Annotated in this window: 15 protein-coding genes and 2 pseudogenes; 9 read left to right on the top strand and 8 right to left on the bottom strand. The window is 60.5% G+C overall.

The genetic code is table 11. The features are described 5' to 3' along the window. Positions 1-76: 76 nt before the first annotated feature. Positions 77-256: a type II toxin-antitoxin system RelE/ParE family toxin gene (locus VOM14_RS31515; RefSeq protein ID WP_442955594.1), complete on the top strand. Its 180-nt coding sequence runs from the start codon at positions 77-79 to the stop codon at positions 254-256. Positions 257-455: 199 nt separating this feature from the next. Here VOM14_RS31515 and VOM14_RS28120 read toward each other — a convergent pair whose 3' ends face one another. Together VOM14_RS28120 and VOM14_RS28115 are read right to left on the bottom strand one after the other, a co-directional pair. Beyond that, complete coding sequence (locus tag VOM14_RS28120) at positions 456-2345, bottom strand: TRAP transporter large permease (RefSeq protein ID WP_442955593.1); 1890 nt, start codon at positions 2343-2345, stop codon at positions 456-458. Further along, a complete protein-coding gene (locus tag VOM14_RS28115) occupies positions 2342-3370 on the bottom strand; it encodes a TRAP transporter substrate-binding protein (protein ID WP_327631993.1) in 1029 nt (342 codons plus the stop codon). The genes VOM14_RS28120 and VOM14_RS28115 overlap by 4 nt, the downstream gene beginning before the upstream one ends. A gap of 201 nt (positions 3371-3571) precedes the next feature. Between VOM14_RS28115 and VOM14_RS28110 the strand changes: the two genes are divergently transcribed. The 5 genes and pseudogenes from VOM14_RS28110 to VOM14_RS28090 all read left to right on the top strand — a co-directional run bounded on the left by VOM14_RS28110 (position 3572) and on the right by VOM14_RS28090 (position 7264). Next, entirely contained in the window at positions 3572-4486 is a 915-nt protein-coding gene (locus tag VOM14_RS28110; RefSeq protein ID WP_327631992.1) for a LysR substrate-binding domain-containing protein, read from the top strand. A gap of 174 nt (positions 4487-4660) precedes the next feature. Beyond that, positions 4661-6019: an NAD(P)H-dependent oxidoreductase gene (locus tag VOM14_RS28105; RefSeq protein ID WP_327631991.1), complete on the top strand. Its 1359-nt coding sequence runs from the start codon at positions 4661-4663 to the stop codon at positions 6017-6019. A 34-nt stretch (positions 6020-6053) separates the two neighbouring features. Further along, the gene (locus tag VOM14_RS28100; protein WP_327631990.1) at positions 6054-6374 is read left to right on the top strand and encodes a putative quinol monooxygenase; all 321 of its coding nucleotides are present in this window, start codon (positions 6054-6056) and stop codon (positions 6372-6374) included. Further along, positions 6359-6838, top strand: a pseudogene (locus VOM14_RS28095) (NAD(P)-dependent oxidoreductase); the annotation flags it as partial. The gene VOM14_RS28100 and the pseudogene VOM14_RS28095, both read left to right, overlap by 16 nt. 3 nt (positions 6839-6841) lie before the next feature. After that, positions 6842-7264, top strand: a complete 423-nt coding sequence (locus tag VOM14_RS28090; RefSeq protein ID WP_327632024.1) for an NAD(P)-dependent oxidoreductase — start codon at positions 6842-6844, stop codon at positions 7262-7264. A gap of 453 nt (positions 7265-7717) precedes the next feature. On the opposite strand, the gene VOM14_RS28085 is transcribed toward VOM14_RS28090, so the two are convergent. The 5 genes from VOM14_RS28085 to VOM14_RS28065 form a co-directional block, all read right to left on the bottom strand. Continuing rightward, complete coding sequence (locus VOM14_RS28085) at positions 7718-7939, bottom strand: endo alpha-1,4 polygalactosaminidase (protein ID WP_327631989.1); 222 nt, start codon at positions 7937-7939, stop codon at positions 7718-7720. Next, the gene (locus VOM14_RS28080) at positions 7899-8153 is read right to left on the bottom strand and encodes an endo alpha-1,4 polygalactosaminidase (protein WP_327631988.1); all 255 of its coding nucleotides are present in this window, start codon (positions 8151-8153) and stop codon (positions 7899-7901) included. Before VOM14_RS28080 ends, VOM14_RS28085 begins: the two co-directional genes overlap by 41 nt. Positions 8154-8528: 375 nt before the next feature. Further along, a complete protein-coding gene (locus VOM14_RS28075; RefSeq protein ID WP_327631987.1) occupies positions 8529-11555 on the bottom strand; it encodes an ankyrin repeat domain-containing protein in 3027 nt (1008 codons plus the stop codon). Between the two features lie 673 nt (positions 11556-12228). Further along, a complete protein-coding gene (locus tag VOM14_RS28070) occupies positions 12229-12537 on the bottom strand; it encodes a type II toxin-antitoxin system RelE/ParE family toxin (RefSeq protein ID WP_327631986.1) in 309 nt (102 codons plus the stop codon). Then, positions 12525-12809, bottom strand: a complete 285-nt coding sequence (locus VOM14_RS28065; protein WP_327631985.1) for a CopG family ribbon-helix-helix protein — start codon at positions 12807-12809, stop codon at positions 12525-12527. The genes VOM14_RS28070 and VOM14_RS28065 overlap by 13 nt, the downstream gene beginning before the upstream one ends. A gap of 211 nt (positions 12810-13020) precedes the next feature. Here VOM14_RS28065 and VOM14_RS28060 point away from each other — a divergent pair, with 211 nt between their 5' ends. The 3 genes and pseudogenes from VOM14_RS28060 (at position 13021) to VOM14_RS28045 (ending at position 16104) form a co-directional block, all read left to right on the top strand. After that, positions 13021-13269: a type II toxin-antitoxin system CcdA family antitoxin gene (locus VOM14_RS28060; protein ID WP_327631984.1), complete on the top strand. Its 249-nt coding sequence runs from the start codon at positions 13021-13023 to the stop codon at positions 13267-13269. Continuing rightward, positions 13269-13561, top strand: a pseudogene (locus VOM14_RS31510) (CcdB family protein). Before VOM14_RS28060 ends, VOM14_RS31510 begins: the two are co-directional and overlap by 1 nt. Before the next feature lie 1079 nt (positions 13562-14640). Continuing rightward, positions 14641-16104 (top strand): sensor domain-containing diguanylate cyclase, encoded by a 1464-nt coding sequence (locus tag VOM14_RS28045; RefSeq protein WP_442955595.1) that lies wholly within the window; start codon positions 14641-14643, stop codon positions 16102-16104. A gap of 402 nt (positions 16105-16506) precedes the next feature. Here VOM14_RS28045 and VOM14_RS28040 read toward each other — a convergent pair whose 3' ends face one another. Then, a complete protein-coding gene (locus VOM14_RS28040; protein ID WP_327631981.1) occupies positions 16507-17982 on the bottom strand; it encodes a cyclic diguanylate phosphodiesterase in 1476 nt (491 codons plus the stop codon). Positions 17983-18279: the final 297 nt, after the last annotated feature.

The following is an 18279-nucleotide window of genomic DNA, read 5'->3' as shown; positions in this document are numbered from 1 at the left end:
TAGGCAGGGGCAAACCCGCCGAAGAAGTGTTCGACCGGCTGGAAGCCAAATATTTGGCGATGGCTAACGGCAAGCCATGATTGTTAGGATTTCGCCAGCAGCTGAGGGCGAGCTCGAATCTATCGGCGATTACATTGCCCAAGACAATTCTCGCCGTGCCGTCAGCTTCGTTCGTGAGTTCCGCGACCATGTTAGAGCCTCGCAGACATGGCGCTCGCCTTTCCGTTTGTGCCGCGCTACGAGGATCGAGGCGTGAGGCATCGGGTACACGGCAACTATCAGATCTTCTATCCCGTCGTCGACCAGCCGCCCGAGCGGATCGACATTATTCATGTCCTGCACGGTGCGCCGAAGTGCCGCTCTCCCCGGGAATTCCGGCGAACCGCTGAATCATCAACTTAGCGGCGTCCGCGTGTCCTCAGTTACTGGGTCAACTCGAAGCGGCCTACGTCGCTTTATAGAAAGGCAGTCGATATTGAGGGAATAAAGGCAATCGCGATCAAACCGAGAAGCAGCATGCCGAGGTAGATCCAGATCCGTCTTAATCCGGCCTCCGGCGACACCTCCCCGACGATGCATGCGGCGTAATAGCAAAGGCCGAACGGCGGCGCGAACACCCCCAGCCCCATTGCCAGCACCACGACAATTGCGTAGTGCACTTCGTTGATGCCGAGTTGATGCGCCACCGGAAAGAGGAGCGGTCCGAACAACACGATGGCCGGGATGCCTTCGAGCACACTGCCGAGCACCATGAACGCGACGATCGACACAAGCAGGAATCCGGTCGCGCCGCCCGGAACCCTCGTCATCATGTTCGAGAGGTCGTGGGAGAAGCCAGACTGCGTCAGCGCCCAGCCCATTGCGCTCGCCGCGCCGACAATGAAAAGGATTGCGCCGGAGAGCGCCGCGGTCTGAAGCAGCATCGGAAGAACCGACTTCCACGTCAGCCCGCCACGATAGATCAGCAGCCCGATCAGGAGCGAGTACGCGATGCCGATCGTCGAGACTTCGGTCGCCGTCGCGATGCCCTCCACCACGGCGCTTCGAATCAGGAATGGAAGCACGAGCGCGGGCAATGCGACCACGAACGTGCGGCGAACCTGCGACCACGGCGCACGCATGGGCCGCACGACACTCCCCTTCCCGGTCTCGTCACGCCCTGCCCGCCACCGGGCAACCACGCCAAGCACAATCGCCAGAAAGATGGCGGGCATGACGCCGGCCGTGAAGAGCGCCGCGATCGAGATGCCCGTCACCGACGCGATCGCAATCAGAACCAGCGAAGGCGGGATCGTCTCGCTCATTGCGCCCGCGGCGGCGAGTAGCGACACGAGTTCGCCGTCCGGCATGCCGCGCTTGCGCATCTCGGGAAAGAGCACCGGGGCCACAGCCGCCATGTCGGCGGTCTTCGAGCCGGAAATCCCGGAGATCAGCAGCATCGCGCCGAGCAGCACGTAGGACATGCCGCCCCTCACGTGCCCGAGCAACGCCGCGAGGAACGCCACCATCACACGCGCCACGCCGGTGACATGCACCAGTTGCCCGAGCAGCACGAACATCGGCACGGCGAGCAGAATGAGCGTGCTCATCCCTTCGTCCATCCGTCCGACGACCACACTCAACGGCGTCGACGTGGTGGTCAGTAAATAGGCGCTTGTCGCGAGGGCAAAAGCAAAGGCGATCGGAACGCCGGCCGCCACAGCGGCGCCTAGCACGCCGACAAAGAAGACCAGCAGCGCGCCTTGCCCCATCTGGGAAAGCGCTCCGGCTCCCACATAACAGCCGAGCGCAATCAGGCCCACCAGCACCATCACGCCGACCACGTCACGCCAGTCGTGATGCATCAGCCGCAGACAGCAACTCATGAGGCCGGCCGCGCATCCGACCGGAATCGCGAGCGCCCTGACCGAGCCGGACCACCCGAGCGCGGGCGTTTCCGCGAACGCCTGGTCCTGCACGTAGTCGAGCGCCGGATGCAGCACCAGCGCAAGGAATGCCGCGCAGGCGCCGACCGCCAGCGTGTCTGTCCATGCGCGAGCACGCGGCGACATTTTCGACACGAAGAACGTGAGCCGCATGTGGCAAGAACGCTGCAACGCGAGCGCGCTGCCGAGCATCGCGAGCCACAGAAACAGAACGGCCGCGAGTTCGTCCGACCAGATGAGCGGATGATGAAACACAGCACGAGCGACGATGCCAACGAACAGGATCAGCACTTCGGCGACAACGGTTGCCGCCGCGAGCCACTCCACCGCGCGGCGCAACCAGCGCTCGACGGCACGCTCTGCCTGAGCGGCCGGCATGAAGGCGGCGCCGTGGGCTTCGAGCTCGTGCGCGGCGCTCATGATATTTTCCCGGCGATCGCCTCCAGCGCAAGCCACGGCTCGGCGCCGAACTTGTCCTTCCACTGCGCGTAGAAGCCGCCCTTCGCGAGCGCATCGCGAAAGGCTGCGCGATCCGCTTGCGCGAAGATCAGTCCCTTCGCGGCCAGTTGCGTTTGCAGCGACGCGTCCATCCGCACGACGTCTTCGCGCTGCTCTGTGCTCGCCCTGTCGAATTCGCGACGCACGATGGCCTTCAGGTCATCGGGCAGCGCCTTGAACGCGCGCGGATTGCCGAGCAACCAGAACGGGTCCCAGATGTGATTGGTCTGGGACACATACTTCTGCACCTCGTACAGCTTGCCCGCCTCGATCGTCACGAGGCCGTTTTCCTGTCCGTCGACCAGATGAGTCTGCAACGCCGTATAGAGCTCGTTGAAATTGATCGACGTTGGGTTCGCGCCGAGCGTCTGAAACAGCGATGTGAACATCGGCGAGACAGGAACGCGAATCCCATAGCCATGCAGATCCTCGGGGGTCTTGATTGGCTTGGTCGCCGATGTGATCTGCCTGAAGCCGTTGTCCGCCGCTTTGGACACCGAGACATAGCCGGTCTTGTCAATCTGCGCGCGGACCATCTTGCCGAGATTGCCGTCGACGCCGCGCCAGACCTGATCGTAGTCCGTGAATGCGAAGCCGAGGTTGGTGATGGCGGCAAGGGGAACAGTCGTCGACAGCACCGAGCCGGCAATATTCAGGAACTCGATGCCGCCCGATCGCACCTGCGACAGAAGATCGGTATCGGAACCCAATTGCGAAGCAGGAAAGAAGCGGATGTCGAGCCGGCCGTTGCTCGCCTCGCGAATACGATCGATTGCCTGTTTGAGGCGTGTATTGATCGGCTGATTAAGGGATTGCCCGGTCGCGAGCTTGTAAGTGAACTCCGCAGCGCGCGCGGATCTCGTCCAGATCGACACCAGCGGAACAGCGGCCACAGCCTTCAACACCTTGCGTCGTGACATGCGACGCGGTGAACTCGACGTGTTCATGATCCTGTCTCCTGTTTTTGTGGAATTCGCACGTCCCGCGCCCGCTTATGGATGCGGCGTCGGGTCGCGACGCGACGGGTTGTAATCCGTTTTTCTCGCCTCGTCGCCTGTCTTGCGTGAGGAAAATATAAGAGGCTTGTTGGTGAAGAACAATTCAATTATTTTGTGGGACGTTGTAGCCTAACTTAAAGGTGACCTTCCATGTATTTGCCACTGCGCGCCATCAGTGTCTTCCACGCTGCTGCAAGTTCAGGAAGCATTTCGCGAGCGGCCGCCGACCTGAACGTCACGCCTTCCGCGGTCAGTCAGCAGATCCAGTCGCTGGAAGCCCACCTGGGCACCGCGCTCATGACGAAGGTCGGACGGGGCGTTGCGTTGACCGAAGCGGGCGAACGCTACTTTGCGATGATTTCCGGCGAGGTCGAACGGATCTCGGAAGCAACCCAGCGAATGCGCGGCTTGCGTTCCGTCACGCTGCTCACGGTGCGCGCCACGCCGACCCTTTCCACAAAGTGGCTGCTGCCGCGCATGCGCTCGTTTCTGGATGGTCATCCCGATCTCGAAGTGCGGCTTAACGGAACCAACGAAGCCACCGACTTCGCGCAGGAAGCCGTCGATATCGAGATCCGTCATGGAACCGGACAATGGCCCGGCGTGTATGTCGAGGCCCTGGCCGAAGAATCCTTTCTGCCGGTTTGCTCCCCTGCTTACTGCGCGGCTGCCAGCCTGGAAGCGTCCGATCTGACGCGCCATCGGCTCATTCACTCTGTGAAATCGCAGGTCCAGTGGCCGTACTGGTTCTCGGCGGCCAAGACGGCGCCGTTCGATCCGGGACAGCGTGTCCTTTTCGACCGAAGCCACATGGCGATCGACGCCGCCGTCGACGGCATGGGTATCGCGCTCGAAAGCACATTGATGATGTGGCGGGAACTGCGCGACGGCACGTTGACATGCCCGGTGCGGCAGCCTCCGGATATCCGCCTGCGGACACAGTGGATCGTTTGCCCCTACGAACATCTCCATAAGAAGAAGGTTGTGCTGTTTCTCGACTGGCTGCGCGCCGAGCGCGCCGCCTGGGACGCGGCGTCGGGCATGGCCGCTGCGCACACATCTTGAAGCGTGGCTTAAAGATCGGATCGGAAATGTTAATTGTTCTGCTGCAAGCGCCTGACTACACTTGCTCGCAAGAAAGACGCATCGCCATACGGCTTTCGAATCCATGCTGCGGGCGCGTCGTCGCACGCTGGTCATGCGGCCATGACCCATGATCTCAACCACAAAGGATAACTAATGAATCTCTCCAGTCTGCTTGAGGCTCGCCGTGTTTCAGGACGTCCTGTTCGCGTCGGCCTGATCGGCGCCGGCAAATTCGGCTCGATGGTCCTGTCGCAAGCACGCCATATCGAAGGTCTGCACGTGGTGGGCGTCGCCGATCTCGACGTGGCCAAAGCCCGCGCGTCTCTCGCGCGAGTCGGCTGGCCCGAAGCGCAGTACGGCGCGAAAACGCTCGCCGATGCCGCCAGGACCGGCGCGACGTGCGTGCTCGACGATGCCGGCGCGCTCGCTGCCTGCGGCGAGATCGAATGCATCATCGAAGCGACCGGCCATCCGATTGCGGGCGTGCGCCATGCACTCGCCGCCATCGACGGCGGCAAGCACATCGTGATGGTCAACGTCGAAGCGGACGCGATGTGTGGCCCGCTGCTCGCAGCGCGTGCACGCAAGCGCGGCCTCGTGTACAGCATGGCGTATGGCGATCAGCCCGCCATCATCTGTGAACTGGTGGACTGGGTCCGTTCCTGCGGATTCGAGCTGACCTCGGCTGGCAAGGGCATGAACTTCGAGCCGCGTTACCGCTACTCGACGCCGGACACGGTGTGGGGTTTCTTCGGCTGGACCGAGGAGGAAGTCGCCAGGGGAGACTTCAATCCGAAGATGTACAACTCGTTCACCGACGGCACGAAGGCGGCCATTGAAATGGCCGCTGTCGCGAACGGCACCGGTCTCGACTGTCCGGACAACGGTCTCGCCTTTCCTCCCACCGGTCTTCATGACCTCGCGCGCGTGTTCCGCCCCGCGGCAGACGGCGGGCGCCTCGCAAGGAGCGGTCTCGTCGATATCGCCGCGAGCCAGGAACCGGACGGCCGCGAGGTCTTCAACAACATTCGCTATGGTGTCTTCGTCACATTCAAGGCGCCGAACGAGTATGCGCGCGCATGCTTCAAGCAGTATGGCCTGCTGGTCGATCCGTCGGGCTGGTACGGATCGATGTGGCGTCCGTTCCATATGATCGGCCTCGAAACCAGCGTAAGCGTGCTCTCCGCGGTGCTGCGCGGCGAGGCGACGGGAACCTCGAAGGAATTCCGCGGCGACGCCGTGGCCACCGCCAAACGCGATCTCAAGCCCGGCGAAATGCTCGATGGCGAGGGCGGCTACGCGGTGTGGGCGAACGCCATCCCGGCGTCGAAGAGTCTGGCAATCGGCGGCCTTCCCATCGGCCTTGCTCACAACGTGAAACTGAAGCGCCCGGTCGCGAAGGACAGCATCGTGCGCTTCGAAGATGTCGAACTTGAACACGATCTCGACGTGGTCTCGCTGCGCCGCGAAATGGAGCAGAACGCGCTCGGCAAAGAGGTCAAGGCTGCGTGAAGCGAACACCTGCGCATCGAATGGAGAAGCCGGCGTGAACAGCGAGTCAGTGGCATTGAAACCGTTTGTGGTCATCGCGGAGTTCGAGGTGAAGTCCGACTGTCTTGCGGACTTTCTCGCGCTCGCCCGCGACGACGCGCGGCACTCTCTTGCCGACGAGGCCGGCTGCCGCCAGTTCGATATTGTCCGGATCGACGAGACGCCGCTGCGAGTCGTGTTCTACGAGGTGTACGACGACCACGCAGCCTTCGACGCGCACTTGCAAACCGCACATCTGGAGCGCTTTCGCGCGGGGTTTCCGGCGCTGATCGTCGCCGAGCGCGCGGTACGCTTCGGCGCGCGCGAGCATTCATGATGCGCGCGCCCCTTGTCGTCGGCTTTCTTGGCACTGGCATCATGGGTTCGCCCATGGTTCGCCGGATAGCCGGAGCCAGCTACCGCGTCGCCGCCTGGAACCGTACCCGCGACAAAGCGGCGGCGCTCGCCTCGGCGGGCGTCGACATCGTCGACCACGCAAGCGACGCCGTGAGCGACGCCGACGTCGTGATCTGCATGCTGAGTTCGGGGCCAGCGTGCGATAGCATCCTGCTTGGCGAGCACGGCGTAATGACAGCGATGCGCACCGGCAGCGTGCTGATCGTGATGAGCTCAATCCCGGTCGACGCCGCGCGGCGTCACGCCGACGCGGCCAAGGCGCGCGGCATCGGCTATCTGGACGCGCCGGTATCGGGCGGCGAACGCGGCGCGCAGGACGGCACGCTTGCGATCATGACGGGCGGCGACGTCGCTGTATTCGAACGATCGCGTGCTCTGCTGCAGACGATGGGCCGCCCGACCCACATCGGCCCCGCCGGAACGGGTCAGCTCGCGAAACTCGTCAACCAGATGATTGTCGCGGGCACGATTGCCACCGTCGCCGAGGCTATGCTGCTCGCGGAACAAGGAGGCGCCGATCCGGCTCAGGTTCGCGCGGCGCTGCTCGGCGGCTTCGCGGACTCAACGATCCTCCGCCAGCACGCCGCCCGCATGATCGCGCGAGACTTTACGCCCGGCGGACCGGCGAAGTATCAGGTCAAGGATACGCAAATCGCACTCGCCTTCGCTCAAGGCGTGGGGCTTCGCCTGCCGGTGCTGGCGCTGGTCGACAACCTGTTCACGGACATGATCGAGCACGGCGGCGGCGATCTTGACCATAGTGCGCTGATCCGGGAATTGCGCAGACGGAATGGGCTTGCCGAGACATGACGTTTTATGTCCAAATCTGCGCTAGCAGAATGATCGGCACGGCTAGCGGCAATTGTGAACACCAACAGCATAATCACGAGACTCGCACGACGGCGAGGCTTGTTGCGCGACCGATACGACCGCGTGACACACCTGGCGTCGTTCGACCGCCCTGTTCTCGTCGCGGTTGCGGAAAACGACAGCCTCGTCCCCGGGTGCTTCGGCGAGGCGCTCAGAGGTGGCCAATCCGAAATAACTGATGGTCATGGCGGCGGCTGAACATAGCGACTGGGACCAGGTCCGTGGCCGGAGCCCAGCTTCCGCGACCGGCGAATTTCCTTGGGGGAGCAGCTCCGCTCGAGCGTAAGACACTGGTCCGGGGCGGCCGTCCGAGCGACGAATTGGCCGTATGCGGCGGTGGCCTGTCGCGCACGTCCCGCAGATCCCCTCGTCATCGTTCACAGCAGCTATAACTCAATCGCAACTGAATCGATAACTGTCGTCCAGTTCAAGCGGCAGCACTAGCGTCCGAATATGGGCGCTTCTTGAGGCCTGACACAAGTTGGCTTGGCCGGATGGGTCGTGATATTGGCTCGCATACTCAGCGTTCAGGACGGGCTTGTTATTGGACGTGAAAGCCGAATATGCGCCACATTCATCGTTCGCGTGACACTGCTCGTTGACTGCGAAATCCAAAGATTGGAGCGAGGATCGTGATTTGCTTGATATCGTTCTTTAACGCTACGGCAAGATTCTTACTATGCGCCTGTTGAGAGAGGAACGTGTTGAAGTCGATCTGGTCTTGCGCGGACAACGGAAAGCCCGTTGGATTCATGTAGCCATCGACATTGTCGGGCTCTACGCCGTCGCAACCTTTGGAAACCGCGAGCTCGAGCCGGCTAATTAGCACCGATCGAACGTCCTGTTGTGCCCGATCTTGGACTGATCGCCCGGCTTGCACCACTGACGTGGTGGTTACCGCACGTGGTAGCGACCATGATTTCGTCTCGCGCTATTTCTGGCCGGCCAACGGCGGCAACGAAGACCCGGTGACGGGGTTCGATTCACGCGACGTTGGCACCGCTGTGGGCAGCGCGACTCGGCAAAACGAAGCTGCTGGCATTACAGGCTTCCCAACGCAGTGGCGTATTGCATTGCGAAGTCGACGCGGAGCGGGTTCGCATCTCGGGACATGCCGTCCAGTATCTCGAAGGCACCATCGAACTGCCGCCCTGCGTCGAGTGACCGAAGCTGGCCGCATGCCGACCCAAGAGGTATCAGCAAGTCAACCCTTCTTTCGTCTTTCGATCTCTTGTTTCACACGTTCGATCTCAAGCCGTTTGGCTTCCTTTGTTCCCCATGGTGGTTTTGTGTTCTGGGTGGCTTCAGCGGCTGCACGAACGCGTGCTTTGGCAGCAAGTTGATTGACTCTGCGCTCGTCCAACTCCCTCATTTTGGCAGCTTGCCGCTCGGCGAAGCGTTCGGCCGCGATGGGTCTGGTTCGTTCAGGTAGTCCGGCAAGGATCACAAGCTTGTCAATATTGTTCCAGGTGCTGATCCAGCCATCGTTGTAGGCAAACTCGCTAATCAACGGGAGGTTAAGTGCCGTGTAGATCGGGATCCAGTTTTCTTCTTCGCCCTGGCGGCGACGCACAGCGAGTTTGGGATTGAACTGGTACCGCCCGGTGGTTACGCGCAGGAACAGGGAGCGATTGTAGGCATAGTCTCTGTCGATTTCGTTCCTCGCCAGCACGCCAGAAAGATGCTGGCGCTTATTGCGCTCCGGCCGCACTATGTTAGTGGGTAAGTGTTGCCAGGCATCGAGGATGATTTGGGTCTGGAACGCGCTGTCTGCATTGCGCCGCACTTTGCTGAATCGGGCTTTGAACAACACCCACAGGGTCTGGAATAGAAAGTATTCAGACAGATGCCGGTCGATGCGGATCAGGCGATCCCCCGCCCTGACATCAATGCAGGGCGGAGCCAGGCATTCATAGATTGCCGCCAGCGGGCCAGCAGCGAACTTTGCGTCGCCAAATGCCTGACGCAAAGCCCAGTGCAGTGCATTGTGACCGTAATGATCGACGGCATCGCGGTCGGCACCGCGCTCCAGCAGCGCTTCCACCAGCGCCGCATTTCCCGCAGCAGCTGCGGCCATCAGTGGCGTCTGGTTCATTGGCAGGCGATGATCGACGCCATGCAGGTCACACTGCCTGAGGATGTCCTTGAAGTGGTTGGCGAAGTAAGGGACGTAGCTCTTGCGGGCGAACACCGCGCGCTGCTGATCAAAGGTCCGTGCCTGCTCGAATTTCGCCTCAACTGCCAGCCACTCGGCGAGCTGCGGTTCGTCGAAACAGGTGGCATAGTCAAAGAGTTGCTGCTTGCTCCTGTTGCCCGGAGACTGCTCGCGGAAGACCTTGATCAGCAGCTCCCTCACCTTGACCTCATCGAACACCGGCCATGGCACCGGGACCTGCTTCAAGATAGTGCGGCGGATGGCCTCCGCCTGCTCCTGTTTGCCCTGCAGTTCGAGTTTGCGTGCTTCCTTCTGCCAGTCTTCAAGTGTGGATTGCCTGGCCTCGATCCTGGTCTGGCCCACGATCAGATCCAGCAACCCGAACAGATCATGCCCTGTGTCCGACTCGATCATGTAGATGTTCTTGATGGCGCGCGTCAGCGCTACATACAGGGCATTGACGAAGAACTTATAGACTTCGAGCGACTTGTCACTCTTGTCTTTGGCGCGTTTGTAATCCAGTGTCTCGACCGCCAGATCGGTCTTGGCGATGCCCTCGACGATGTCGTTGAACTCGCCGCGGTGATCCGAGATGAAACGGTAGAGCACGATGTTCTCGTATTCGAGACCCTTGGCTTCGTGGATCGAGAACAACAGTGGCGTGGCAAAGTGCTTGCGGGCGTCGGCCTTGTCCTCGTCGCGCATTACCAGGACGGCGAACTGCGTGGATTGGCGAATCTTCTGGTCCAGTTCGCGCTTGGTGGCGTCCTTGTCGGGCATCAGCGTAACCTGGCCGCTCTCGCCGCCGACGGCCTGGACCAGGAAGTTGCTCTCGCGGTCAATGGAGCCGAAGCGCCGCTGCTTGATCTTGAGCAACTGATTGGCGACGCGAGTGGCCTCCAGGCCGTTGCGAAAGTTGGTCTTTAGCACGCGCAATTGCTGCCGCTCGGCCAGTTTGGGGTCCTTCCAGAACAGGCTCTTGATTTGGCTCCAGGAAAAGAAATTGGGATGGACAATCTGGTTGGAATCCCCGCAGAGCATGAAATGGCCAGGCTTCTTCAGGGTTGTCAGCACGAGCGCGAGCTGCACGGTGGTGATGTCCTGCACCTCGTCAATAACCACGAAGTCGTAGCGCGGTGCAGCCAGCGCTTGCCAGTCGTGTGCGACAAGATTCAGGTCGTAGAGCTTTGCCTCGGCCAGCCAGGCGCGATACTTCTCAAACAGATTGTAGAGTTGGTCGCGCCGTTCTACGGGAAAGATCGATTGACGCACCCCTAGTGCCCGATACTCGTCGCGCGACAGGACACCACCCATCCCGGCAGCAATCACGCCGCGAATCTCCTCGAAAGCCTGGTGGGCTTCGACATCCTTGAAATTTTGCCGTATACGGCAGTGCCAACCCGCAAAGTCGCGCCAGCTAGCCTCGCGTCCTGCCGGAACGCGGATCGACTCGACAAACTCCCGGTAGGACAGAAACACGGCATCCTGACCGCCATGCTCGAAACCGTTGGCGTAATAAAGGTCGCGGGCGCTCTGCGCCAGGAAGGAGGAGTGAGTGACGTAGAGGACCTCACCTTCGGCATGCTTGAGCTTTTCAAGCGTCAGTGCGGTCTTACCGCTGCCAGCGCTGCCGACGACAACCAGGGGAGGTGGTTGTCGGTAAATGGTCTCCTGCGCGTCATCAAACGAGATCGGTTTGTCGAGCAGGTGAATGCCGGTACGCTCGGGATGAAGGTAGCGCAGAGCGTGCGCCTCCCTGATGGCGTCATCAGCGTTAATGTCTGGAATTTTGCTTTCGTCAATCGCCGCGCCGCGCAGGAAACGTGACTTATCGTAGGCGTGATTGGCGATCACTTCCAGCATCAGTGCGCAGACTTCATCCCCGTGGCGCACCAGCGAGAACAACAGCCGGTCGGCGCCATCCAGCTTCGCCCGGTAGAACTTGCCGTGGCTCAGATTCGCGAGCTTCTTGACTTGGGCAGCACGGAAGTCGTGGCGAGCGATGGCCGCGGACACCTTGTCGTAGCTGGCCTTGACGCGTGAGGTGTCGAGGCCTGCGTATTCGAGAATCTTCATGAGGCGATGAGCACAAGTGCAAGAGCAGGAATTAATTCTCTCATTTCTCTTGGCAGTCTGGCCTGCCAACCACTACAGCAAGCTTTCCTGTCATTCTTGAACGGCAGTTGTCCGACCTGACCCGGACGCCCGATGACAGAGTATTTCTTCATGCTGAGTGACGGTTTTGGCCGCGCGGCGACATCCTCGAAGACCTTCACTTCCGGATGATCTTCGGGGGACAGTGAGCACGGTTAATGGCCTGCGCTCGGTTCCTGCTGTCGCCGCACTCGCGCGTCCTCCTTAAAAACGTGTCTCTTCGAGGTCCAGCAGCACGCCATCGAGGTCCACAGGTCGCGTGTCGACCTCTATGTGACCGGTCAATTCGGCATCGACATGCAGCCGGCCTGCTTCGAAGAGCGTCCAAATCTCCGTGCCATAATTTGCGGTGTGTATTTGCGGGGCAAATCGCCCGAAGTACGCGGCCGGGTTGCGTCAGTGGCCGCCGCTGACGCTGCTCAGGGTGAATTACACTGCGGCGGGACCAACATGCTCATCGATATTCGCGGTGGCTTCCATGCGGGCGCGCCACAAGACTGATATGCCCGGAGCTCGGTAGCCTGCACCGCTCAACCGTGCACAGACGCCAGAAAAACGCAACAGCCCGACCCTGTGCTCCGCTCTGCGCATCTCGTCAGCTGCTGAAGCGTTGGTATCGCAATTCGCGCTGGCTGCGGATTGCGACCACGAGCACAACATCCAGTTCCGCGAGGAATCTGTAAAGCGCAAGGTAGCCATGAGTTCCATTCGAAATCACCAGATCTCGCAGCGGGCTCGCAGTGCTGACCGGTCGTCCGATCTGCGGACTGGACTGAAGAATGTCCAGCGCACGCACAATGTCATCAATGCGGGTCGACGCGGTCTCGGGGGCATGCTCGAAGAGGAAATCGAAGATACGGTCAAAGTCGGCGCGGATTTCAGGCGCGAGTATTATCCGCGCCATCGCTTAACCTTTGGGGCTGCCGGAGTATGACCCGCGCCGCGCTCACCCAGGTAGTCACGCATGTCAGCCCAGTCAATTCCGAGGCCGTTTGCCAGCATGTTGGCAAGCCGACCATTGCCTTCGTTGAGAAACTGGTGTCGCAACTCTTCGCATGCAACCCTCTCGGCGATCGCCTCAAGCATGAAGCTGTGTGCGGTGGTTCCCGATTCTTCGGCAAGTCTCGTCACGCGGTCGCGCAGATCTGGGGGCAGGCGTAAGGTAGTGGTGGACATGGCGAATCCCTCCTGTGTCACAACTGTGCTACATCTTACTCCATTTCCTACTCCTTTCCTATCGTCGATGCACGCGAACGGCGCGGGCCAGGCGAGGTTGTTAAAAAGGGACAATAGAATTGCGTCAAATCGACATCCACGCGCTTACGCGAGGCCGCCGCATTGGATGGTGTTAAAACGTTGGAAATTATGCGCATGCCTGTCAACATGGATGCTCACATGGCATGCTACTTCCGCCGTGTCGCGTAAGGCGACCAATGTCACGTTGCCTGTTGACGTCTATCAGCGGGCGAAAGAACTGGGCATCAACTTCTCACGTGCGTGTGAGCAGGCTTTGCGCCAAGCAATCACTGCTGAAGAAGGCCGTCGCTGGGCGCTGGAGAACACCGAGTTCATTAAAAACATCAACGACTGGGTCGAGAAGAACGGTCTTCCACTCGCTGAATACCGGATGTTCTGATGGCGCGATTTGAAGTCTATATTAACCCCGCCAAAACCAGGGCAAATACCCCGTACCTTGTCGACGTGCAGAGGGACTTTCTCGATGGCCTGACAATTCGGCTTGTTGCCCCCTGATTCGTGCTGACTCTTTCCCTCCCGGGAAACTGCCAGCCGATTTTACGCCGTCCTTCGAGATCGCTGGTACCAAATGCCTGATGCACGCGGCGTTCATTGCATCTGTCCCACTAACCGAGCTTGGTCCCTCGATCGGTTCATTGCGGGAATCGGGACAAGATCACTGTAGCGCTTGACCGTCTGCTGGGCAGCTACTGATCGATCAACCCCTGCGTATCGGCATTACCAAACTGGACCAGATCGGCTCACGCAATATCCTTTGCCAGCGTCAGGCGATGTTGTCCCTACAACGGGCCGCGTTATGCGAGAGTTAGCGACCTGCAACTCATGCATACAGCAGCTGCGTGGCGCTGTTCTTGAAAGGGAAGACCTTTGATTGTTTGGGCGATGCAGGATGTTACCCACCCGATTGCCGTCTTTCCAGCAAGCGAATCAAATGTTTCCCTCTTCCTCGGGAGCCTCTCTTCGGCGTGGAAGGAAGGGGAAGCATGTCCGGCGCATCGGAAGCAACCCAGGGCAAAGCACTTGTGAAAGACCCGAGTGGATCCGTTCGTCGACGTGGGGCCGGTCATCGAAGGGTGGCTGATCGCTGAGCCCACTGTTGCTGTAAGCGAATCGATGGATCGGTTGGCAACAATGGTTCCGGACGCTTACGCACGCAAGCCGCAACTACGAACGGTGCGTTGCAGAGTCAAAGCATGACGCGCCGAGCGCATGAGAGCAATGATTCTGGGCAGCCTGCGCCAGTGCTCCAAAACGCCGACCGAAGTGGGACCTGCAAAAGAAGTTTAAAGCCAGTGGGGGCCGGGCGCTTCGCGCCCGGAAAACCACGAAGAAAAGAAGAAAGAAAGCGGAAACGACAGCAATCTGTAGGGTAACATTCCTTTGTGAGGCAACACGGGCGGCCATCGTAATTGACAATCTACAGCGCTGGAGCTTTTGCAGCAGGCAGTCCTGCTGTGAGTTGGTCGAAGCCTGACAGGCCCCGTCGGGTAATCACGCATCAGGTGTATTGAGGTCGCGCGTGGCCGGTGCGGGCAAACCTAAGTCGACCGTGAGACCGGTGGACAGGTATGACTCTTCGCGGAACCCTGCCCGACGAGCGACGCCCGATGCTGAATAGAAGACCCGCGCGGCAAATGGTCGTTATACACCACTGGCCGCATTACTCCGTTGCGTCTTCGGTCACAGCACACGCTCATACATGGTGAACATGCCGTCTCTTTCCGATAAAAATAACGTGCTCAAATGGCTGATGGCCCCCCGCGCCATCGTGTATGGCGGCGGCGTCATCGCGCTCATGATGGTCGCACTGTGCGCAACCGTCCTGTACCAAAGCCGACAGGACGCACTGGACCGGGCCCGTGAAACGTCTCGGAATGTTGCGCTCATCGCCGAACGGGATATAGAGCGCAATTTCGAGCTTTACGCCCTTTCACTTCAGGCCGTTGTCGATGGGCTGGGCAATGCCGAAGTGATGGCCTTGCCCTCCCGTCTGCGAGGCCAGGTACTGTTTGATGGTGCCGCGACCGCAAAAAACCTCGGCTCCATGCTCGTCCTCGACGCCTCCGGCAACGTCATCATCGATGCGGGCAACGACACACCGCGCAAGGGCAACTTTGCCGACAGGGACTACTTCACGGTTCAGCGCGACAACCCGAGTGCCGGGCTTTATGTAAGCGCACCTTTTCGCTCCCGCCTTCGCAACGGTTCGCAGAGCATTGCGTTAAGCCGCCGGGTATCGCATCCGGATGGCTCATTTGCCGGCATCGTACTGATGTCGATCAACCTGGAGTATTTCCACCAGTTGTTCGCCGGTCTATCGCTCGGCTCGCACGGAGCGATTTCATTGATCGCCGGCGACGGCCTCATGATCATGCGTCAGCCGTTTGACCCAAAGATCGTCGGTCGTGACATCAGTCAGGCCAGCACCTTCCGTCAGTTCCAGTCCTCCATGGAAGGCAGTTTCTCGGACACCTCCTCGATAGACGGCATGCGCCGTCTCTACTATTTCCGCAACTTTCAGACGCTGCCACTCATCATCATGGTCGCCGAGGCGGAGCCGGAAATTTATGCCGCCTGGAGCCGACGCGCTGTTAGGATCGGAACGCTCATGGCTGTGTTCGCGCTGGGGTTTGTGGCGCTTTCATTCATTCTCGGTGCCCAGTTGCGTCGCCGCATGCGCGCGGAATCGGAACTGCAGTTGCTGGCAAGAACCGACAGCCTGACTGGCCTTCATAACCGCCGCACACTGGGCGAGATTCTCGAACGGGAGTGGCGCCGGGCGCAGCGCATGCGCAGCATGTTTTCTCTCCTGTTTGTGGATATCGACCGTTTCAAGGCCTACAACGACACGTATGGTCACCAGGCCGGCGACGATGCACTCGCCGCCGTCGCTCGCTGTATCGGCGAGAACATCCGGCGGCCAGCAGACACGGCTGCGCGCTACGGTGGCGAGGAGTTCATTGTGGTATTGCCAGATACCATGCCGGAAGGCGCGTCCGTGATTGCCGAAAAGATCCGGGCTGCGATCAGCGACCTCGCTATTGAACACGCAGGCAGTGAATACGGTCGCGTGACCGCGAGTATCGGCTCCGCGAGCTGGACGCCGGATCAGGAGACGGATGTAAGGACCGTCCTCAAGGCGGCCGATCAAGCATTGTACGAAGCCAAGGTGGCTGGCCGCAACAAGGTGGCTACGTGCGCCGCTGCCGGGTGACAGCGGCGAACCAGGCCGGCGGAGATTTGCTGCCTGTCGCCGCCGGTTCGCGACCCGGGCACTTCAGAACTTTAAGATCTCATCAGAAGCTTCCGAAAAAAAACCGCCAGTGATGAGGTGGCGGCCCTCCAGCACATACCCGGATCAAAAGCGGAGCCCCTGATCCGGACAACTACTTTACTACCTTCCCACCGGCGAAAAGAGCCGTTGGCGCGCAGTAATGCGACAGACATCTTTCAGGATGAAACATAGGGAGGTCTGGCGGAAGTGATCCCAGGTAACCTTTATGGCTCATGGCGTGAGAGATCGTCATCAGACTGATCGGCAGACAGGACGCTCCACAAATCCCAAAGCCCCCTGGAAACAGGGCTCTTTTGTGATTCAGGCGACTGTTCACTTGCGTCAGTGGATCGCTTTTTCATGCCGCCACTGCGCGAGCTGCTCCGCCCTCACCGGCCTTTGATAAAGATACCCCTGTGCGAATGGCACTCCCGCTGCGAGCAACGCAGCGTGCTGGGATTCGGTCTCGACGCCTTCCGCAATGACCTGTAACCCGTAATGCTTTGCGACAGCGACGATGCCCACAATGAGGTCGGCGCCGCCCGCGTCCACCTGATTCACGAACTGCCGGTCGATCTTTACATAGTCGAACTCAAAGCGGCCCAGGAGATCCAGGTTGCTGTGCTGGGTGCCAAAATCGTCGATCGCAAACTTGACTCCCTTTGCCTTCAGTGCGTTGAAGATGGCTGCGGTGCGGGCGCTTTTGCCGAGCAGGAACCGCTCGGTCAGCTCAAGAACGAGAGTGACTCCCGTCGGCAGCGCAGCGATCAGCGCCTCTACCTCTGCGACAAAGCCCTTGCGCTGCAGGTCGCGAGGCGCCACATTGACCGCGATTCGCAGCGGAATTGCCGGCGGTCGCTGGCTCATCTCGGCAACTGCCGTACGCATGACGAACTGCGTGACGGGCCCCAGCATGTCGCTGGACTCGACCTCTTCCATAAACGAGGCCGGGCTTATAGCGCCCCATTTGGGGTGGTGCCACCGTAGTAACGCCTCGACGCCCGCGGTGTCCCGGCTGGCGGTTTCTATAATCGACTGATAGACGACATGGAACTCGTTGCGGCGAAGCGCCTGGCGCACTGCGCCCAGCAGCAACCGCCGCGGCGCGAATGCGAGCAGGTAGGCCGCTGCAATGAGACTGTCAAGCAGCAGTCCGACAGCCAGCCCCGCACTCCGGTATTTCCATCGCACACCGGCGATGAATCTGCTGGAAGACGACACCAGGATGGCGAACGGCCATTTGCGCGAGGCGACGCGAGTCGCGTAGGCGGCCAGCGGTGCGGACGCGGGCAGGAAAGCTCCGTGAACATTCAGGCGCCCCGTGTCCTTCACGGACATGGACGCTATCTGTGCGCCGTATCTCACGCCGTGCGCGAGCGCGTCTGACAGGTAATCCCCCTCAACTATCGACAGCACGCCGGTACCAGGGGCCGTCCTGTCAAACATCGCGAGCACCGGAACATCTGGCTGATACCGCGTCTGGGCGAGGAGCCCGATGCTGTTCCCACTGCCCGTCGTAAGCGGATAGGCCGACAGCGGAACGTCGATGGATCCGAGTGCGGAAGAGCAGTAGACACGGCCGCCGGACACGAGCGCGACGGCGCGAACATAACGCATATAGGAACCGAGTTCCGCTAGCGAAGCCCCGACCTGGCTGCACGGTTTGCCGGCGAGCGCCGCCAGCTCGTTCCGGCGCCGTGAACCGACGCTGTCCAGTATCAGGTCGATCGATACAACCAGATCGTTGCCGATCAGTTCCTCACGCCCGGCTATCCGTGCCTCTGCCTGATGTTCGCTGAACAGGATGGCAAGAAGCATGGCTGTCGCGCCGCAAACGACACACAGGACCAACGACAGGCGCGGCGCGATTCCCCGGAAAGTCCTGGCTGGACGGGTCGTATCGGAGCGGGGCACTGTTCGGGTCGTTTTGGCCATGGTGTCGCTGAAAGCATGGAATGGCCCGCGCCACGCGAAGACAGTTCGGGCCTTCTCGTACGAAATGTCGATAAGCGTTCTCGTCCCGGGGGCGAGCAATATTCAAACGTGCGCAGTTCGCCAACGTTTTCCCCATCACCGAACCTTTCGCTGGCCGGAGACTTTGGCATTCCGCCCATC

Source organism: Paraburkholderia sp. MPAMCS5 (assembly GCF_036016995.1).
Lineage (GTDB): Bacteria > Pseudomonadota > Gammaproteobacteria > Burkholderiales > Burkholderiaceae > Paraburkholderia.
This window is presented reverse-complemented; position numbering and strand designations above follow the sequence as displayed.